This window comes from Aeromonas veronii, assembly GCA_041319085.1.
Taxonomy (GTDB): domain Bacteria; phylum Pseudomonadota; class Gammaproteobacteria; order Enterobacterales; family Aeromonadaceae; genus Aeromonas; species Aeromonas veronii_F.
Genome location: CP101033.1, coordinates 1,428,630 through 1,446,457 on the forward strand (window position 1 = coordinate 1,428,630; position 17,828 = coordinate 1,446,457).

Annotated in this window: 11 protein-coding genes and 2 tRNA genes; 7 read left to right on the forward strand and 6 right to left on the reverse strand. The window is 61.7% G+C overall.

Features of this window, described 5'->3' with window-relative positions:
• The first annotated feature begins 57 nt into the window (after nucleotides 1-57).
• Nucleotides 58-735: a dethiobiotin synthase gene (gene bioD / locus NMD14_06950; protein XEI34132.1), complete on the forward strand. Its 678-nt coding sequence runs from the start codon at nucleotides 58-60 to the stop codon at nucleotides 733-735.
• 113 nt (nucleotides 736-848) lie between these two features.
• The gene (gene htpX / locus NMD14_06955) at nucleotides 849-1,721 is read left to right on the forward strand and encodes a protease HtpX (protein XEI34133.1); all 873 of its coding nucleotides are present in this window, start codon (nucleotides 849-851) and stop codon (nucleotides 1,719-1,721) included.
• A gap of 80 nt (nucleotides 1,722-1,801) precedes the next feature.
• Here the strand turns inward: htpX and NMD14_06960 are convergent, their stop codons facing one another.
• Nucleotides 1,802-3,604, reverse strand: a complete 1,803-nt coding sequence (locus NMD14_06960) for an MOSC domain-containing protein (protein XEI34134.1) — start codon at nucleotides 3,602-3,604, stop codon at nucleotides 1,802-1,804.
• A gap of 314 nt (nucleotides 3,605-3,918) precedes the next feature.
• Here NMD14_06960 and NMD14_06965 point away from each other — a divergent pair, with 314 nt between their 5' ends.
• Together NMD14_06965 and nifJ are read left to right on the forward strand one after the other, a co-directional pair.
• Entirely contained in the window at nucleotides 3,919-5,565 is a 1,647-nt protein-coding gene (locus NMD14_06965) for an NAD(P)-binding protein (protein XEI34135.1), read from the forward strand.
• The gene (gene nifJ, locus NMD14_06970; protein XEI34136.1) at nucleotides 5,562-9,137 is read left to right on the forward strand and encodes a pyruvate:ferredoxin (flavodoxin) oxidoreductase; all 3,576 of its coding nucleotides are present in this window, start codon (nucleotides 5,562-5,564) and stop codon (nucleotides 9,135-9,137) included. Before NMD14_06965 ends, nifJ begins: the two co-directional genes overlap by 4 nt.
• Before the next feature lie 240 nt (nucleotides 9,138-9,377).
• Here nifJ and NMD14_06975 read toward each other — a convergent pair whose 3' ends face one another.
• Nucleotides 9,378-9,656: a peptidylprolyl isomerase gene (locus NMD14_06975; protein ID XEI34137.1), complete on the reverse strand. Its 279-nt coding sequence runs from the start codon at nucleotides 9,654-9,656 to the stop codon at nucleotides 9,378-9,380.
• Nucleotides 9,657-9,784: 128 nt separating this feature from the next.
• The gene (locus NMD14_06980) at nucleotides 9,785-10,162 is read right to left on the reverse strand and encodes a hypothetical protein (GenBank protein ID XEI34138.1); all 378 of its coding nucleotides are present in this window, start codon (nucleotides 10,160-10,162) and stop codon (nucleotides 9,785-9,787) included.
• Nucleotides 10,163-10,642: 480 nt separating this feature from the next.
• Here NMD14_06980 and NMD14_06985 point away from each other — a divergent pair, with 480 nt between their 5' ends.
• Nucleotides 10,643-12,418, forward strand: coding sequence for an autotransporter assembly complex protein TamA (locus NMD14_06985; GenBank protein XEI34139.1), 1,776 nt, complete (start codon nucleotides 10,643-10,645; stop codon nucleotides 12,416-12,418).
• 61 nt (nucleotides 12,419-12,479) lie between these two features.
• Nucleotides 12,480-16,295 carry a translocation/assembly module TamB gene (locus tag NMD14_06990; protein ID XEI34140.1) on the forward strand — a complete coding sequence of 1,272 codons (3,816 nt, stop codon included), beginning with the start codon at nucleotides 12,480-12,482 and terminating at the stop codon, nucleotides 16,293-16,295.
• A gap of 175 nt (nucleotides 16,296-16,470) precedes the next feature.
• On the opposite strand, the gene NMD14_06995 is transcribed toward NMD14_06990, so the two are convergent.
• Both NMD14_06995 and NMD14_07000 read right to left on the reverse strand, forming a co-directional pair.
• Nucleotides 16,471-16,555, reverse strand: a tRNA-Tyr gene (locus tag NMD14_06995).
• Nucleotides 16,556-16,589: 34 nt separating this feature from the next.
• A tRNA-Tyr gene (locus NMD14_07000) sits at nucleotides 16,590-16,674 on the reverse strand.
• A 124-nt stretch (nucleotides 16,675-16,798) separates the two neighbouring features.
• On the opposite strand from NMD14_07000, the gene NMD14_07005 reads away from it, so the two are divergent.
• Nucleotides 16,799-17,308, forward strand: a complete 510-nt coding sequence (locus NMD14_07005; GenBank protein ID XEI34141.1) for a hypothetical protein — start codon at nucleotides 16,799-16,801, stop codon at nucleotides 17,306-17,308.
• A 108-nt stretch (nucleotides 17,309-17,416) separates the two neighbouring features.
• Here the strand turns inward: NMD14_07005 and raiA are convergent, their stop codons facing one another.
• Nucleotides 17,417-17,758, reverse strand: coding sequence for a ribosome-associated translation inhibitor RaiA (raiA, locus tag NMD14_07010; protein XEI34142.1), 342 nt, complete (start codon nucleotides 17,756-17,758; stop codon nucleotides 17,417-17,419).
• Nucleotides 17,759-17,828 lie beyond the last annotated feature (70 nt).

The window sequence follows — 17,828 nt, forward strand, 5'->3', positions numbered from 1 at the left end:
CCGGGAATCGCAGTGTGTGCAGGGCAGTGTGCCACTCCCTGCCAAGGAGAGAACCGTATGAAATCATTCTTTATCACCGGCACCGATACCGATGTGGGCAAGACGCTGGTGGCGCGCACCCTGCTGCGTGAATTCAGCGCACAGGGGATCAAGTGCGCGGGCTACAAGCCGGTCTCGGCGGGGTGTGCCCGCACCCCGGACGGGCTGCGCAACCTCGATGCCGTCCTGTTGCAGGAGGCGGCAAGCCTGCCGCTGCCCTACGAGGTGGTCAATCCGTTCGCCTATGAGCCGCCGATTGCACCCCACATTGCCGCCAGCGAGGCGCGGCAGCCCATCACCATGCAGGGGCTGAGCGAGGGGCTGCGCAAGATTGAACAGGCCGGGGCCGAACTGGCGGTAGTGGAGGGGGCGGGGGGCTGGTATCTGCCGCTCGATCGCAAGCATCTGCTGTCGGACTGGGTGAAACAGGAGAACATGGCGGTGATTATGGTGGTGGGGGCCAAGCTGGGCTGCCTCAACCATGCGCTGCTCACCTTTGCCGCCATTCGCCACGATCAGCTGCCGGTGGCGGGCTGGGTAATTAATCGGCTCCATGGTTTCATGAGCCATTACCAGGAAAATCTGGACACTCTGAGGGGCTTGCTACCAGCCCCCTTCCTCGGCGAAATTCCGTTTATAAACAATCCGCTTGAAGCCAATTTGCAGGGGCGTCTCGATATCTCGCCGCTACTGTGACGGCATATTCAGCGAACATTCATCGAATCTCCCTAGAATGTCGACATTAACATGAGCAGGTGGGGATCCCGAGTGGTCCCCGGTCATGTCCCTTATCTTCACAAGGAGTCTATATGAAGCGAATTATGCTATTCCTGGTGACCAACCTGGCCGTCATGCTGGTGCTGGGGGTGGTACTCAATATCCTGTTCTCGGTTCTGGGGATCAACAAGTCCAGCATTTCCGGGCTGTTGGTGTTCTGTGCCGTGTTCGGTTTTGGGGGTTCCTTTATCTCCTTGCTGATGTCCAAGTGGATGGCCAAGCGCAGCTATGGCGTCCAGGTCATCGAGCAACCCCGTAACGAGACCGAGCACTGGCTGGTGAGCACTGTGGCCCGTCAGGCTCGCGAAGCGGGTATCAAGATGCCGGAAGTGGGGATCTACGACTCTCCCGAGATGAACGCCTTTGCGACCGGTGCCCGCCGCGACGATTCGCTGGTGGCGGTCTCCTCCGGCCTGCTCTACAGCATGAGCCGTGACGAGGCAGAAGCGGTGCTGGCCCACGAGGTGAGCCACGTTGCCAACGGCGACATGGTGACCCTGACCCTGATCCAGGGGGTGGTAAACACCTTCGTGATGTTCTTTGCCCGCATCGTGGCTGGCGTTATCAGCAACTTCTTCAGCTCCAACAACGAGGAAGAGAGCAGCAGCACCGGCGGTTTTGCCTACATGATCACCGTGTTCGTGCTGGAGATGCTGTTCGGCGTGCTGGCCTCCATCATCGTCATGTGGTTCAGCCGCCAGCGTGAATTCCGCGCCGACGCCGGTGCCGCCAAGCTGGCCGGTCGCGACAAGATGATTGCCGCCCTTGAGCGCCTCTCCCGCGGTGCTGAGCCGCAGCTGGAAGGTTCCATGATGGCCTTTGGCATCAACGGCAAGCGCTCCATGAGCGAGCTGTTCATGAGCCACCCGCCCATCGAGCAGCGCATCGCCGCCCTGCGCAGTTAATCTAGCCAGTTTCTACCAAGCAAAACGGCTGCCTCGGCAGCCGTTTTTTATTGTCCGCGTGTTATCGCGGCTCGATCACCTTATTTGATGACGAGATCGGTGAGCGGCACGGCGCAGCAGGTGAGGATCTTGCCCTCGGCCCGTTCGGCGGCGGTGATGGCGGGGGCATCGGGGTGATCCACCTCGCCCGAGACCAGCGTCTGCTTGCAACTGCCGCAGATCCCCGCGCGGCAGCTCCAGGGCAGATCCACCCCCTGCTTGTGGGCCTGATCGAGGATGGTGCCCTGATTGTTGCCGGCAAATCCCCGCTCGCCGATGCGCAGTTGTACCGCCTGATGGGGGCGGGCCACCGAGAGAATGGCGCCGCCAAAACTCTCCTGCTTGATCCGTTCGGCCGGAACGCCGAGGGCCGCCACTTTGGCGGCCGCATCGGCCATAAAGCCGTGGGGGCCGCAGATAAAGACCTCTTTTTCGGCCAGCCCTTTGACCCGTCGCAGATGCTCATCATTGAGTCGCCCTTGCAGCCCCTGCCAGTGGCTGGCCGGTTGGCTCAGGATCAGGGTAAGAGTCATCCCCTGCTGCGCCATGGCGTGTAGTTCGCTGGCGGCAGGAATGTCCACTTCGCTGCGGCACAGGTGCATAAAGTGAACATCTTCCAGCTCCCCGCGCAGCGCCAGGGTGCGGGCTATCGCCAGCATGGGGGTAACGCCGGAGCCTGCGGATAGCAACAGGAGATTGCGCTCGCGGCCCAGGTGAAACTCGCCAGCGGGATTGGCGGCTAGCAGCCGATCACCCACCTGCAACTGCTGGTGCAGCCAGTGGGAGATGTGGCCACCCTCCACCTTCTTGACACTGATGCTGCAGCGCTCCGGGTGATCCGGCGTGGAGCTCAGGGTATAGCGCCGCTGGATCCGCTCGTGTTTGATATCGAGGCTGATAGGCAGATGCTGGCCCGGCAGGTAGTCGGGTAGCGGCTCACCATCGGCCGCCTCGAACCAGAAGGTCTCCAGATCCCGCGCCAGCGGTTCGCGGGCAATGCAGACCAGCTCGCGTTTTTTGGGGGCCGCGTTGGGGTAGACAGGCGCGCGGGCGCGCTCCAGTACCTCGATCTCGCTACCTGCCTCAATCCAGCCCTCGTTCAGTGCCACCAGATTCTGGCCGAAATAGACCTCGCCATCCTCGCCGCGGCGATAGCGGGTGAGGGTGGCCAGCGGCTCCTTGAGGCCGTTGAAACGATCGGTACCCGGCTCCACCGTGGTCATGATGCAGCGGCTGCAGGGCTTGTCTACCCTGAACTCCACCTCGCCGATGCGGATCCGCCGCCAGCCGTCCTCCTCGAAGGGGCGAGTGCCGCTCGCCACCAGGTTGGTGCGAAACTGGCTCATCTGGTGCAGCGCATCGGATCTCAGATTGAGATCCTCGAGGGAGGCCTGGCTTATCAGCAGCAGCGGGAAACCGTCGGCAAAGCTGACCCGGGTGCCGGTCTTTTCGCGAAAGCGGTCTGACTCTGCGCCGAGCCAGAGCAACTGAACCGTTTCCCCTGCCACCCGGCTTAGCCACTGATCGGCCTGGGGCTGGGTCTGCAGGGCGCTGAAGCGGTCGCCCCAGACCCCGGTGGCCTGCGGCGTGAGACTGAAAGTGCTCTCCTGCAGGATGAGTGGGTCAAGGCCCGGATAGCGCAACTGCAGGCCGCCCTCGATGGGGCTGGCCACGACTTGTTGCAACTGGGGGTGGGTGCGGGCGGTAATGAAGGTGCCGTCCGGCTTGGCCACCATGTAGCGGCGATCCCCGGCTAGCCCCTCCTGGGTGACCTGCGCGCGGGTCAGCGGCATGCCCGCCGTCGACTTGATGGGATAGAGATGTATGCTGACGAGGCTGGGCATGACCGGGTCCTTATGCTGTGACGATTTCAGTGAAGAGGGCAAGATAACGGAGGGCCGCCGCTTGCGGAGCGCGAGCGGTGGCTCCTGCAGATGGGCAAGATGTTACACGGGTCACGTAGTGCACTCCACACCTCATAAAGTGCAACATTTTTTGATCCTGATTCGCTAATCAGTACAAAAAAGCGGCCATTATCGACTCAGTTCCCAGTTTCTAACGCTTTCGCTTCTTCCCTCTCTGGCCACCGTCCGCTTCGGCTACACGGTATCAAGTGCTATCTGAGCGGGCCTGTTACCCAACAAGAAGAAAGCAATGTATGAGCAAACAACTGGACATGACCCCATTGCCGGATCTCACCCTGAAAACGGGAACAGGCCCGGTGCGTACCCGGCTACCCGTCTGGCGGCCGGCCCTGCCACCCTGTAATCACGCCTGCCCGGCCGGAGAAAATATCCAGGCCTGGCTCTCTTTGGCGCAGGCCGGTCGTTTTGAGGCGGCCTGGCAGACCCTGATCGAAGAGAACCCCTTGCCCGCCATTCATGGCCGGGTCTGCTATCACCCCTGCGAGAGCGCCTGCAACCGCGGTCAGGTGGATGAATCCGTCTCTATCCACGCCATCGAGCGTTTCCTCGGCGACGAAGCGCTGGCCCGTGGCTGGCAGCCTGCAACCCCCGCACCTGTTAGCGGCAAGAAGGTGCTGGTGATTGGCGCCGGGCCCTCCGGCCTCTCCTGCGCCTGGCACCTCAACCGGCTCGGCCATCAGGTGGAGATCCGCGAAGCGGGGCCGCTCGCCGGCGGCATGCTGCGTTTCGGTATTCCCGCTTACCGCTTGCCCCGCGATGTGCTGGATCGGGAGGTGGCCCGTATCGTGGCGGCCGGAGTGACGCTGACCCTCAACCACAAGGTGGAGGATGTGCTGCGCGAGCGTGACGAGGGGGGCTTTGACGCCGTCTTTATGGCTATCGGCGCCCATCTGGCCAAGCGGGTCGATATTCCGGCCCGGGAAGCGGGCAAGATCCTCGATGCGGTGAGCTTCCTCGAACAGGCCAGTCTGGCCGAAGAGCAGGGCTTGCCGCCCCCCAAACTGGGGCGGCGAGTGGCCATCTACGGCGGCGGCAACACCGCTATGGACGCGGCTCGCACCGCCCGCCGCCTCGGTGTGGAAGAGGCGATGATCATCTATCGCCGCGACCGGGACCATATGCCGGCCCACGCCTTTGAAGCCTTTGATGCCGAGGAGGAGGGGATCAAGATCAACTGGCTGCGCAGCATTCGCCAGCTCGACAACACCAGCATCGAAGTGGAGGTGATGGCGCTGGATGCCGAGGGCAAGCCGGTGCCCACCGGCAAGTTTGAAACCCTCGAAGCAGACTCCCTGATCCTGGCGCTCGGTCAGGAGGTAGACCTCTCGGTGCTGGAGAATATTCCCGGCGTGCGGGTCAACAAGGAGGGAGTGGTGCAGGTGGCGGGCAACCTGATGACGGATGTGCCGGGTCTGTTTGCGGGCGGCGACATGGTGCCCTCCGAGCGTACCGTCACCATCGCCACCGGCCACGGCAAGAAGGCGGCGCGCCATATGGATGCCTGGCTGCGCGGTCGTCACTACCACAAACCGCTTTCCTATCCATTGGTGGGGCCTGAGCAACTGCAGCTCTGGTTCCAGACCCACGCCCCGGCCAGCAGTCAGCCGGTCAAACCGGCGTGGGCGCGGGACGACTTTGGCGAGATCATCGGCGGGCTGGATGAGGTGGCCGCCCGCTACGAGGCGGCGCGCTGCTACTCCTGCGGCAACTGCTTCGAGTGCGATGGCTGCTATGGCAGCTGTCCCGAGCAGGCCATCGCCAAGCTGGGGCCGGGCAAAGGCTATCAGGTGGATGCCGAGCGCTGCACCGGCTGCGGTGCCTGTCATGACCAGTGCCCCTGTCACGCCATCGAGCTGCGCCAACCGGAGGAGTCCCAATGAAACATGAACTGATCATGGTCGATGGCAACGAAGCCGCGGCCCGGGTGGCGTATCAGCTGAGCGAAGTGTGTGCCATCTACCCCATCACCCCGAGCTCAACCATGGCCGAACTGGCTGACGCTTGGGCTGATGAGAAGCAGACAAACCTGTGGGGCAACATTCCCACCGTGGTAGAGATGCAGAGCGAAGGGGGGGCCGCCGGTACGGTACACGGCGCCCTGCAGGCGGGGGCGCTCGCCACCACCTTCACCGCCAGTCAGGGGCTGATGCTGATGCTGCCCAACATGTACAAGATCGCCGGTGAATTGACCTCGGCGGTGTTCCATGTGGCGGCCCGCTCGCTGGCGGCGCAGGGGCTCTCGATCTTTGGCGACCATCAGGATGTGATGGCTGCGCGCAGCACCGGCTTTGCCATGCTCGCCTCCGGCTCGGTGCAGGAGGCGCAGGACCTGGCCTTGGTCGCCCACAGCGTCACCCTGCAGTGCCGGGTGCCCTTTATCCACTTCTTCGACGGGTTCCGTACCTCCCACGAGGTGAACAAGATCACCGCGCTGCACAAAGATGAGATCCGGGCGCTTATCGACAACGACTGGGTACGCGCCCACCGCGCGCGGGCCCTCAACCCGGATCATCCGGTGATGCGCGGCACCGCCCAGAACCCGGATACCTATTTCCAGTCCCGCGAGAGCGTCAACCCCTTCTACGAGGCGGTACCGGCGCGGGTGCAGCAGTGCATGGACAATCTCGGCGAGCTGACCGGTCGCCACTACCGGCTGGTGGAGTATCACGGCGCGCCCGATGCCACCGATGTCATCGTGCTGATGGGCTCGGGGGCGGCCACCGCTCGCACGACTGTGGATTGGCTCAATCGGCAGGATCGCAAGACCGGGGTACTGGTCATTCGCCTCTATCGCCCCTTCCCGGTGCAGGCGCTGCTCGATGCGCTACCGCAGAGTGTGCGGCGCATGGCGGTGCTAGATCGCACCAAGGAGCCGGGGGCCGGTGGCGAGCCGCTGCTGTTGGATGTGCAGAGCGCCCTGATCGACGGTTTACAGCGCGGCCTTATCAAGCGGCTGCCCTGGCTCAGCGGCGGTCGCTATGGCCTCTCCTCCAAAGAGTTCACCCCCGCCATGTGCGCGGCGGTGTTCGAGGAGCTGGCATCCGATGCGCCGCGCCCCCGCTTTACCGTGGGGATAGTGGATGATGTGTCGGGCCTCAGTCTGGCCTGGCATCCCATCGGTGATCTGGAGCCCGCCAGCCGGGTGCGGGCACTCTTCTTTGGCCTTGGTGCCGACGGTACGGTGGGCGCCAACAAGAACAGCATCAAGATCATCGGTGAGCTGGAGGGCTTCCACGCTCAGGGCTACTTCGTCTACGACTCCAAGAAGTCGGGCTCGCGCACCGTCTCCCACCTGCGCTTTGGCCCTGAGCCCATCGATGCCCCCTGGCTTATCGAGCAGGCGAGCTTTATCGGTTGCCACCAGTGGGGCTTTGTCGAATCGGTGGATCTGCTGGAGTTCGCCGCCGAGGGGGCGACCCTGCTGCTCAATGCCCCCCATGAGCCCGAGCGGGTCTGGGCCGAACTGCCCGAGCGGCTGCGCGCCCGCATTCGCGCCCTCAATATCCAGCTCTACTGCATCGATGGGGATCGGGTGGCCGAGCAAAACGGCATGGGCAATCGCATCAACACCATTATGCAGACCTGTTTCTTCGCCTTGGCCGGCATCTTGCCGCGGGACGAGGCCATTGCGCTGATCAAGGAGAGCATCGAGAAGAGCTATGCCCGCAAGGGGCCCGAGGTGGTCGAGCGCAACTTCGCGGCGGTGGACGATACCCTGGCTCACTTAAGCAAGGTGGCGATCCCGGCCGGTGACGAGCAGATCAGCGACTATCCGCTGCCACTGGCACCGGGTGGCAGCGAGTTTGTCCAGCGCGTCACCGGCGAGATGCTGGCGGGGCGTGGCGATCTTATTCCGGTCTCCATGTTGCCGGTGGATGGCACTTACCCCACCGCCACCAGCCGCTTCGAGAAGCGGGATATCGCCCGCGAGATCCCCATCTGGCACTCCGATATCTGCATCCAGTGCGGCAACTGCGTCTTTGTCTGCCCCCACGCGGCGCTGCGGGCCAAGTTCTACCATCAAGACTGGCTGGAAACCGCCCCCGAGGCAGCCCAGTCGGTGCCCGTCACCGCCAAGGGTTTCCCCGACAGCCGTTACACCTTGCAACTCTACCCGGAGGATTGCACCGGCTGCGGCCAGTGCGTGCAGGCCTGTCCGGTGCGGGTTGGGGCGGATGAGGAACACGAGGGCGAGCGCGCCATCACCATGATGGACAAGGCGCCGCATCTGGCTGGTCAGAAGCAGGCGCTGCGCTGGTTCGAGAGTCTGCCCTGGCCTGCCCGCGAGCGGGTGGATTTCTCCACGGTGCGCGGTGCCCAGTTCCTCGAGCCCCTGTTCGAGTTCTCCGGTGCCTGCGCCGGCTGTGGCGAGACCCCCTATCTCAAGCTGCTGACCCAGCTGTTTGGCGATCGCATGCTGGTGGCCAATGCCACCGGTTGCTCTTCCATCTATGGCGGCAACCTGCCGACCACCCCGTGGGCCAAGAATGGCGAAGGGAAGGGACCGGCCTGGTCTAACTCCCTGTTTGAGGACAACGCCGAGTTTGGCTTTGGTTTTCGTCTCACCGCCGATCAGCATCACGGTCAGGCGGTGGCGGCCCTCGAAGCAATGAAGGGGGAGCTGGGCACAGATCTGGTCGATACCCTGATTAGCGCCCCGCAGCGGCTGGAGTCGGAGATCCGCGCCCAGCGCACCCGGGTGGCGCAAGTGCGCGAGCGGCTGGAAGAGGTGAAATCCGGCAAGGCCCGCGAGCTGCTCTCCTTGATTGATCAGCTGGTGCGCCGTTCGGTCTGGATCATCGGCGGCGATGGCTGGGCCTATGACATCGGCTCAGCGGGGCTCGATCATGTGCTCGCCTCCGGGCGCGATGTGAACGTGCTGGTGATGGATACCGAGGTCTACTCCAACACCGGCGGCCAGATGTCGAAATCGACCCCGCTCGGTGCCGTCGCCAAGTTCGCGGCGGGGGGCAAGACGCTGGCCAAGAAGGATGTAGCCTTGCAGGCCATCTCCTACGGCAACGTCTATGTTGCCCGCATCGCCTTTGGTGCCAACCCGCAGCAGGCGCTGCAAGCGTTGCGTGAGGCCGAGGCCTATCCGGGCCCGTCGCTTATCATCGCCTACAGCCACTGTATCGCCCACGGCATCGACATGGAGTTTGGCCTGACCCAGCAAAAACGGGCTGTGGCCTCCGGTCACTGGCCGCTGATGCGCTACAACCCGGTATTGCGCAGCGCGGGGCAGAACCCCTTCAGCCTCGACAGCCTGCGCCCCTCCATCCCCCTCGCTGAATACCGGCAGGAGGAGACCCGTTATCGGGTGCTGGCCCAGAGCCATCCGGAGGAGGCCGAACGGCTGATGCAGGTGGCACAAAAAGTGGCGTGGCAGAAGTGGGCCACCTACGAGGAGATGGCTACCCGCGAGGCCAGTCAGTTCCATCCGCCGGTGTGAGGATGGGGTTCATTCTGTATCATGTACAGGATATTTAGCGGCAACCAATTGAAATAGATATAAAAAGGCTTCGTTTGTGATCTGATTTTATCGCCAAACAAAATCAACTCGCGCGAAGCCTATAACCATTATCAATGTTAACCACTATCTGGACTGGAGCAACGCTTGGCTCCCGCTCAGCTTGACCCCATTGCCGCCTATGAATAACTCATTGGTTTAAAACGAAAAAATATAGCCTATCTACGCTCTGTACAAAACTTTGATCAGGTGAAAGCCGAACTTAGTGCGCACCGGCCCCAGCACCTTGAGCAGTTCGCCCTTGAATACCGCATCGTCAAAGGGCTTGACCATATCCCCTTTATTGAACTCCCCCAGATCGCCGCTGCGTTTTGCAGAGGCGCAGGTGGAGAAGCGCTTGGCCATCTGGCCGAAGTCGGCTCCCTTCTCGATCTTCTCCTTGATCTCCAGACACTGTTTTTCGGTCTTGACCAGAATGTGCTGGGCACAGGCTTTTTTCATCGGGGCGCTCCTGGGAGTGATGGCGAAGGTTATTAATGCTAAGGGGTGACAAATCGGGGCGCAAGAGTACCCCAATTTGCCACCGGCGTCAGCCCTCACAGCCCGCCGTTTACCGGCGCTCGTCAGCCCTATTGTTGGCGAGCGCGGGTGGCTAGCACGGCGCGGGGGCGAGCTTGCCAGATGATCTCCAGCCCGAGCAGGGCGTAGAGGCTCCAGATGGCCAGCGGATTAAGCCACTCCCCTCCCAGTTGCAGGGTCATCAGGGCGCAACCTGCCAGCAGCAAGGTGATCCCCGGCAGCCGCCAATGGGCGGGCAGCGGGGCCAGCATCGCCATCGCCAGCAGAATACCGAGGCCAAACGGCAGGTTCAGGGCGGTAAAGGCCAGTGCCTGTTGGCCACTCATGCCGGTCAGCAGAGCCAGCAGGGCACTGCAACAGGCGAGAAAGGTGATGAACTCGAGACGATCGGCAATATAGTCAGCCATCTGTTCGCTACGTGCATGCATGATGTGTCTCCTTCAGTTGATGGTTCAAGTGTGAGGGAGGGGCGCTTGCAAAGGCAGCGGGATAATTCGATTGTGCTGAACGAGCAATTCTTAATCACGCTGTGTGGTGGGGCGGGGCGATGCCGACAACCCCTGTCGTGGTGGATTGCTGGCTGTGAGGGATGAGTGTTGAGTGACAAATGAAGCCTGTCTAGGTGGTGAGTCTTGCTCAGGGTGGGTCCGTTCGCCGACATCGAAAAGCGGGGTGTCGCAATTGTCACCAGAATGTGTGATTTGTGGTCAACCTCTTAAAAGATATGGCGAATTGGACAAGTGCGCCGCGCTGTTGCTGACCGATGGCTATGTTAGGATAAGGTTCGCCATTTTTCTGGCGCGCCTTTTTGTGTCACGGCCATGCACCCCATGGCGTGCTGCGCCGCATTCGGGTTTGGCCCGAAAGGGCGTTGGTTTCTTTCACCACAGATTCAGGAATATTGACCTTTGACAGGATGCATTTCATCCCTGCTGGCAGGGCGTTTACTGTCCGGCTCTGCGTTTCGCCGCGGCCTGCGGGTACTGGGCGTGGGCTTGTTGCTGTCGCTGTTGGCCTCGCCCGCGTTTGCCGCCAAGCTCACCTATCAGGTCAAGGGGTTGAAAGGGGACAACAAGGATAACGTTGAAGCCTACCTCAATGCCCTGCCGGTCTATCAGGAGCGGCAATACCGCCCGGCCCGTGCCAAAATCACCGAGAGCGTGCAAAAAGCGCTGCAGGTTTATGGCTACTACCAGCCGAAAATCACCCTGAGCCGTGACAAGAAAACCCCGTCCAACGTGGTGATTGAGGTGGACAAAGGGGAGCCGGTCATCGTCTCCCGCCTCGATATTCTGCTGGAGGGGGATGCGGGCAGCGACGAGCTCTACAGCGCCCTGCTGGACAAGTTGCCCCTCAAAGAGGGGGAGCCCCTCAATCACGCCAAATATGAATCCATCAAGGCGGATCTGGGCAGCCTCGGGCTGGCCCGCGGTTACTTTGATGCCAAGCTGAGCAAGAGTCAGGTCAAGGTGTTCCCGGACAAGGGGACGGCGGAGATCTTCATTTTGTTCGAGTCGGGCCATCGCTACCGTTTCGGCGAGATCCGCTACGATGCTACCCCCGAAGCGCTCCAGCTGATCCGCCCCCTCATCAATATCAAGAGCGGCGACCCCTATCTCGCCATCCGCCTGGCCGAGATGTCGCAGGATGTCTCCTCCACCAAGCTGTTCCGTCAGGTCGATATCAAGCCGGTATTGAGCGAGGCGAGTAACTATCGGGTGCCCATTGCGGTAACCCTGGCTAACCGGGTCGATCACGAAATCGAGACCGGTATCGGTTACGCCACCGACGTAGGCCCGCGGATGAGTGCCACCTGGGAGAAACCCTGGGTCAACCGCTACGGTCATCGCCTCTTTGCCACCGCCAAGGTCTCCCAGCCGAAGGCAGAGCTCAGCCTCGACTACCAGATCCCGGTGGGTAACCCGCTGCGGGACTACTACTCCATCCAGACCGGTTACCAGTACAAGGACAACAACGATACCCGCTCCGATCTGACGACTATCGGTGTACACCGCTGGACGCTGCGACCACAGAGCTGGGATCGGGACGTCTTTATCCGGCTGGAAAACGAGATCTATACCCAGGGCGCCGATGAGGGGAACAGCTTGCTGCTGATCCCCGGGGTTTCCTGGTCACGGCTGCGGGTGCGCGGCGGTCTGGTCCCCGACTGGGGCGATCGCCAGCAACTGACGCTGGAGTTCTCCGACCCCAGATGGGGCTCCGACATCAGCTTTATGCGGGTGTGGGGGCGCAGCAAGTGGCTGCGTACCCTCGGCGATGACCACAGATTCCTGATGCGGGCCGAGCAGGGGGCCATCATAGGTGACAGTTTCTCGCTGGTACCGCCATCGTTGCGGTTCTTTACCGGTGGCGATCAGACGGTGCGTGGTTTTGGTTACGAGACCATCTCCCCCACCGGGCCGGATGGCAAGCTGATCGGTGGCCGCTACACCAGCGTGGCGAGTCTGGAATACAACTACCGCTTCAGCGAGAAGTGGCTGGGGGCCATGTTTGTGGATGGCGGCACCGCCACCACCGATTACAGCGAGCCCTGGAAGATAGGTACTGGCGTCGGTGTGCGCTGGGTCACCCCCATCGGTCAGATCAGGCTGGATCTGGCGGTCGGGGTATCGGAGGAGGAGAAGCCCTTGCGGCTGCATTTCGCATTGGGGCCTGAATTATGATGTTGTCTAATTGCTTTTTTCTTTGGCCGCTGCGGCTGCATCTTTCGCCGGGGTCTGCATTGTGATCTGGCTAAAACGCATTTTTCTCTGGCTGATGGGGCTGGTGTTCCTGCTGCTCATCGGCGTCAGCCTGCTGGGCTTTACCCATCAGGGCAACAAGTGGCTGTGGCAACAGGCCAAAGGGGCGCTGCCCTCCCTCAAGGGGGAGCTGGTGGCCGGTCAGCTTGGCTACGGCTGGACCCTGGAAGGGGCGGGCTGGCAGGATGATCTGGTGGATGTCACGGTCGATCGCGCCGTGCTCGACTGGGATCTGGGCAAGTTGCTGCAGGGCAAGCTCTGGATAAAATCCCTGACGGTGACCCATCCGGTGGTGAAGGTAGCCGACTCTGAACCCGCACCGGAAGAGCCTTCCGAACCCTTTGTCTGGCACCCGCTGCCACTCAAGATCCAGGTCGATAGCCTCAAGGTGGCCGATCTCGATCTGGCGGTGCCCGGCGTGGCAGTGACCCTGGGGTCCCTCGATATCGGCGCCACCCTCAATCGCAAGGGGCTGATTGTACGTGGCCCGGTGCTCGATAACCTGAAGGTGACGCTGGATGATGCGGCACCCGCCAACACAGGGGCCAAATCCGCCAAGCAGCCGGTCGCTAACGAGAAGCAAGCCGGAGCTGCGGTGGCGCGCAACGACAAGGCCAGCGCTAAGACCGTCAAACAGGGCAAAGGGGCGCCAGCAGCAAGCACGGCAAAGGCAGCCCCCATTGTCCTGCCCGCCATTCACCTTCCTTTCCCCATCCAGCTGGAAGGGGTCAGCGCGACTCGGGTGCAATACCAGCAGGGCGAGTTGATCGAAGGGCTCGACAAGCTGCAACTCTCGGCCACCGCCACCGATGATCGCATCGAGGTGCGCGAGCTCTCGCTGCGCCACGCCATGGCCGACCTGGCGCTCAAGGGCCATATCCAGCTCAGTGACGACTACCCGCTGGCGGTGACGCTGGATGCCAAGGCCCGCAAGGGACTGCTGGATGGCGAGCTGCAAGGGGAGCAGGCCACGCTGGCGCTGAGCGGTTCGGTCGGCAAGCTGGGGCTGGCGTTGTCGGCCAAGGGACCGATCGCCGCCAATCTCAAGGGCACTTTGGCCGCGCTCGACCCGGATCTCCCTTTTGAACTGGCCCTCGACTGGAAGAGCCTCGGCTGGCCGCTGCACCATGCTACAAAACAAGCCGCCAAAGATGAGCCGAGCTATCGGCTGGATAAGGGGAGCCTGACGGCCAAGGGCAAGCTTTCCGGCTACCAGTTTGCTCTCAATACTTCCGGCAAGGGGACCGATGTGCCCCCTTTCAAGCTGGCGCTGGACGGGAAGGGGGATCTGGAGCGGCTCAGCAAGATCGCTCTGCAGCTCAACGCTCTCAAGGGGGAGCTGACGCTCGATGGCAAGCTGGCCTGGCACAAGGGGATCGAGTGGCAGGGGACCACCCTGTTCAAGGGGATCAATCCGGCCGAGCTGGTGCCTGAGCTGAAAGGGACGCTGGCCGGGGAGCTGGAGAGCCGTTTCGTGATGAACGAGGCGGGTCACTGGGAGCTGAAACTGCCGACGCTCAAGGTGGATGGCAAGCTCAATCAGTATCCGCTGGCCCTCAAGGGGGAACTCAGCGGTAACGACAAGATGGAGTGGCAGATTCCGGCGCTCTCTCTGCAAAGTGGCCCCAACCAGTTGCAGGCCAAGGGCAGTATCAGTCGCGCCCGGTGGCAGCTCGATGCCAATCTGCAGGCTCCCCAGCTGGGGGGCATCTATCCCGGCCTGAAAGGGGATATCAAGGGGCAGGTGAAGGTCAGTGGCAATCAGCAGACCCCTAAAATCGATGCGGATCTGGCCTCCGAGCGGCTCTACTATGCCGGTACCAACCTGAAGGGCATTAGTCTCAAGGGCAATGCCACGATCGGTGCCAAACCGGCCGGCGAGCTCTCGCTGTGGGTGGCGCAGCTGACACAGGGCGAGACCAAACTCAGTCAGCTGGCCCTGAACCTCAGCGGCGATATCAGTCAGCACCTGTTGACCCTGACCATGAAGGGAGATCCGCTGGCGGCCAACCTCAAACTGGGTGGTGGCGTGCGCGGGGATCACTGGCGCGGAGCGCTCTCAGAGCTGCAACTGAAAACCCCGCTGCGTCGTTGGGATCTGAGCGCCCCCTGGGCACTGGATCTCGATCTGCCGCATCAGCGGCTGGCGTTAGGGGATCTCTGCCTCGGCTCCCAGGGTGCCAGCCTCTGCGTCAAGAGGAGCCAGATCTCCGCCGCGCAGGGCTCCCTGGAGTTTGCCCTGAGCGAGTTTGATCTCAAGCGGTTGCGTCCCTTGTTGCCGGACAACTTCCGCTGGCAGGCAATACTCTCTGCAGACGGCCGTGCCAGCTGGCGTGGCAATCAGCCGACCCTGCATGCGGTGGTGCGCACCACGCCGGGCACCTTTGTCGCCGATGGCCTCAAGACCGACTATCAGCAGCTGGCACTGGCCCTGGATTTCGAACGCCAGCAGGCGGCAATCCGCCTCGATTTTGCCTCGAAGCAGATCGGCAATATCGATACCGATCTGCTGATCAGGGAGCCTGCCGGTCGCGGTCTGCTCGGCGGTCAGCTCAAGTTTGACGATCTCAAGCTCAATACCTTCGCGCCGCTCATTCCGGAGGTGCGCTCCCTGCAAGGGATCATCTCCGCCGATGCCCGTTTCGACGGCACGCTGGCAGCGCCTCTGCTGTTTGGTCAGCTCAACCTGCGTGACGGTGAAGTGCAGACCCACTCCGACATGGTGACCCTGACCAAACTGGTGACCCGTCTCAAGATCGAGGGTAACCGCGCCGAGCTCGATGGCTCCATGCTGGTGGGCAAGGGGCCGCTGGCGTTGGGCGGCTGGCTCAGCTGGGCCAAGATGCCGGTCAGCGGCAGCCTCACCATTCAGGGCAAGGATCTGGAGGCGCAATATCCGGGCATGGGCCGGGTCAGGGTCTCTCCCGATATTGCAGTGTCGCTGGGGGAGGAGACCCGCATTACCGGTCAGGTGGATATTCCTTGGGCGCGCATTCTGGTCAAGAGCCTGCCGGATTCGGCAGTGGCGGTCTCCGACGATGTGACCGTGGTCTATGACGATCTGCCCCCTGCTCCCAAGCAGGCCAGCCTGCCGCTGGCGATGAAGATGGCGATCCGCCTTGGCAACGATGTGAAGCTCGATGCCATGGGGCTGAAGACCAATGTTTCCGGCGGCCTCAATATCCGTCAGGATCCCGAGAAGCCGCTGGCAGGCAATGGCCAACTGGTACTGACCAACGGCCGCTTCAAGGCCTATGGCCAGAACCTGATCATCAAGGAGGGGCGGATCCTCTTCTCCGGTCCGCTGGATCGGCCATTCCTCAACATCGAGGCCAACCGGGATCCCGATACCATCGAGGGTCAGGTGACGGTCGGGGTGCGGGTGACTGGGCCTGCCAGCAAGCCGGAGATCACTGTCTACTCCGAGCCGCAGATGGCGCAATCGGAACAGCTCTCCTATCTGCTGCGTGGCAAAGGGTTGCAGACCGGCGGTGAGGATGGCGGTTTCAACGGCCTGCTGGTGGCCGGTGCGGTGAGCCAGGCCAATGGTGTGGTGTCGAGCATCGGCGAGTCGCTGGGGATGAGCGATGTCTCCCTCGATACCGCGGGCAGTGGCGACAATACCCAGGTCACCCTGTCGGCCTATCTGCTGCCGGGCTTGCAGTTTCAGTACGGGGTCGGGGTCTTCAGCCCCATCGCCGAATTCAAGCTGCGCTACGAGGTATTGCCACGACTCTATCTGCAGGCGATGAGCGGGGTGGCCCAAGCGGTCGATATCTTCTATCGCTTCACCCTGTAACGCGTCGCCCTGTAACAGGGTCGGCTGGAGAGTAAAACGGGAGGCGCAGGCCTCCCGTTTTTATTGCGCGATCGGCCACATTCAAACGGCGATAAAGGCCAGGAGTGCAGAGGAATAACGGATTGGGCAGGCCAGAAATGCGAAAACCCGACACAAGGCCGGGTTTTCTGAATGATGGTGGAGGGAGAAGGATTCGAACCTTCGAAGGCAGAGCCGTCAGATTTACAGTCTGATCCCTTTGGCCGCTCGGGAACCCCTCCACGGGGTATTGCTTTCAACTTGTCGCACTTGAAATGGTGGAGGGAGAAGGATTCGAACCTTCGAAGGCAGAGCCGTCAGATTTACAGTCTGATCCCTTTGGCCGCTCGGGAACCCCTCCACGAGTGCGAGGCGCATACTAACAGATCTTCTGATTTTGGGAACCCCCAAGCAGGATTTTTCCATTAAAAGAAGTGGATTTGTGGCCGATAACCAGTGAAATAGCCATTTTAGAGAGTTATCTCATGCTGCCCAGTTCAATCCGTAATCACCTGCTCGTCGATGAGGGCCAGTTGGGGCAGCGCCTCAACCGTGACCTGCAGCATGGCGATCGGGCGGATTTCCGGTTGCATCTGGCCCTGCTGACCGACGCGGTGGAGGAGCAGCCCTGGTTTGATGCCAAGCCGGCGGCCAGTTCCCAGAGCCGTGACTGGCGTCTGTACTTTGAGCTGAGACCGGCAGAGGTGCTGGTGGCTGAGGGAGCGGGGAGTGACTGCAGTGCCATCAATGAGCGGTTGCAACAGGGGGGAAGCATGGTGGATGTGCGGCTCTGGCTGGCGCTGCAATCGCCGCCGCTGGCGGTCAAGCAACCGTTGCTGGATGAGGCGGTCTACGACAACCTGTCACCGCTGGCGCGGGAGCGGTTGCAAGGAGAGCTGGCCGATATGCCACGCCAGGAGGATCCGCTGGTACTGTTGCCGATCCTCGATCGTTTGCAACAGGGGGTGGATACCCGGTTGCACTGGCTCAGTTGATGGTGCCTGTTCAATGCCGTAACGCAGCGCTGGTCGGGAAATCACAGGCAACAAAAAGGCGGGTGACCCCGCCTTTATGCTCTTTGGAATTTTTAGCCTTGCGGCATGCTATAAAGCGTCGGCTTCATCCGGTTGCGGCTGCTCTTTGAGCGCTGCATTGGCACGACGGGCAATCGGCTTCTCGGTGTGACGGTTGAGTTGGCGCTCCAGTTTTTGCCCCAGTTCGTTGATGGCGGCGTAGAGATCCTCATGCTCTGCCTGGGCAAACAGTTTGCCGTTGGGGATGCCAGCACTGGCTTCGACAATGAACATCAGACGCTCTTTGGAAACAATCACATGGGGTGTGATGAGAGGCACCTGAAGACGTTCGAGCTTTTCAAAACGGGATTCGATGCGCTCGCGGATAGCCGGGGTGATGTCGATGATTTTGCTGGTAATTTCGATTTTCATATTGGCCCCCTTCGGGTCGTCTTGCTTGTGTCTTCACCTTCAGATTACTCATTGGTAAAGATTGAAATGT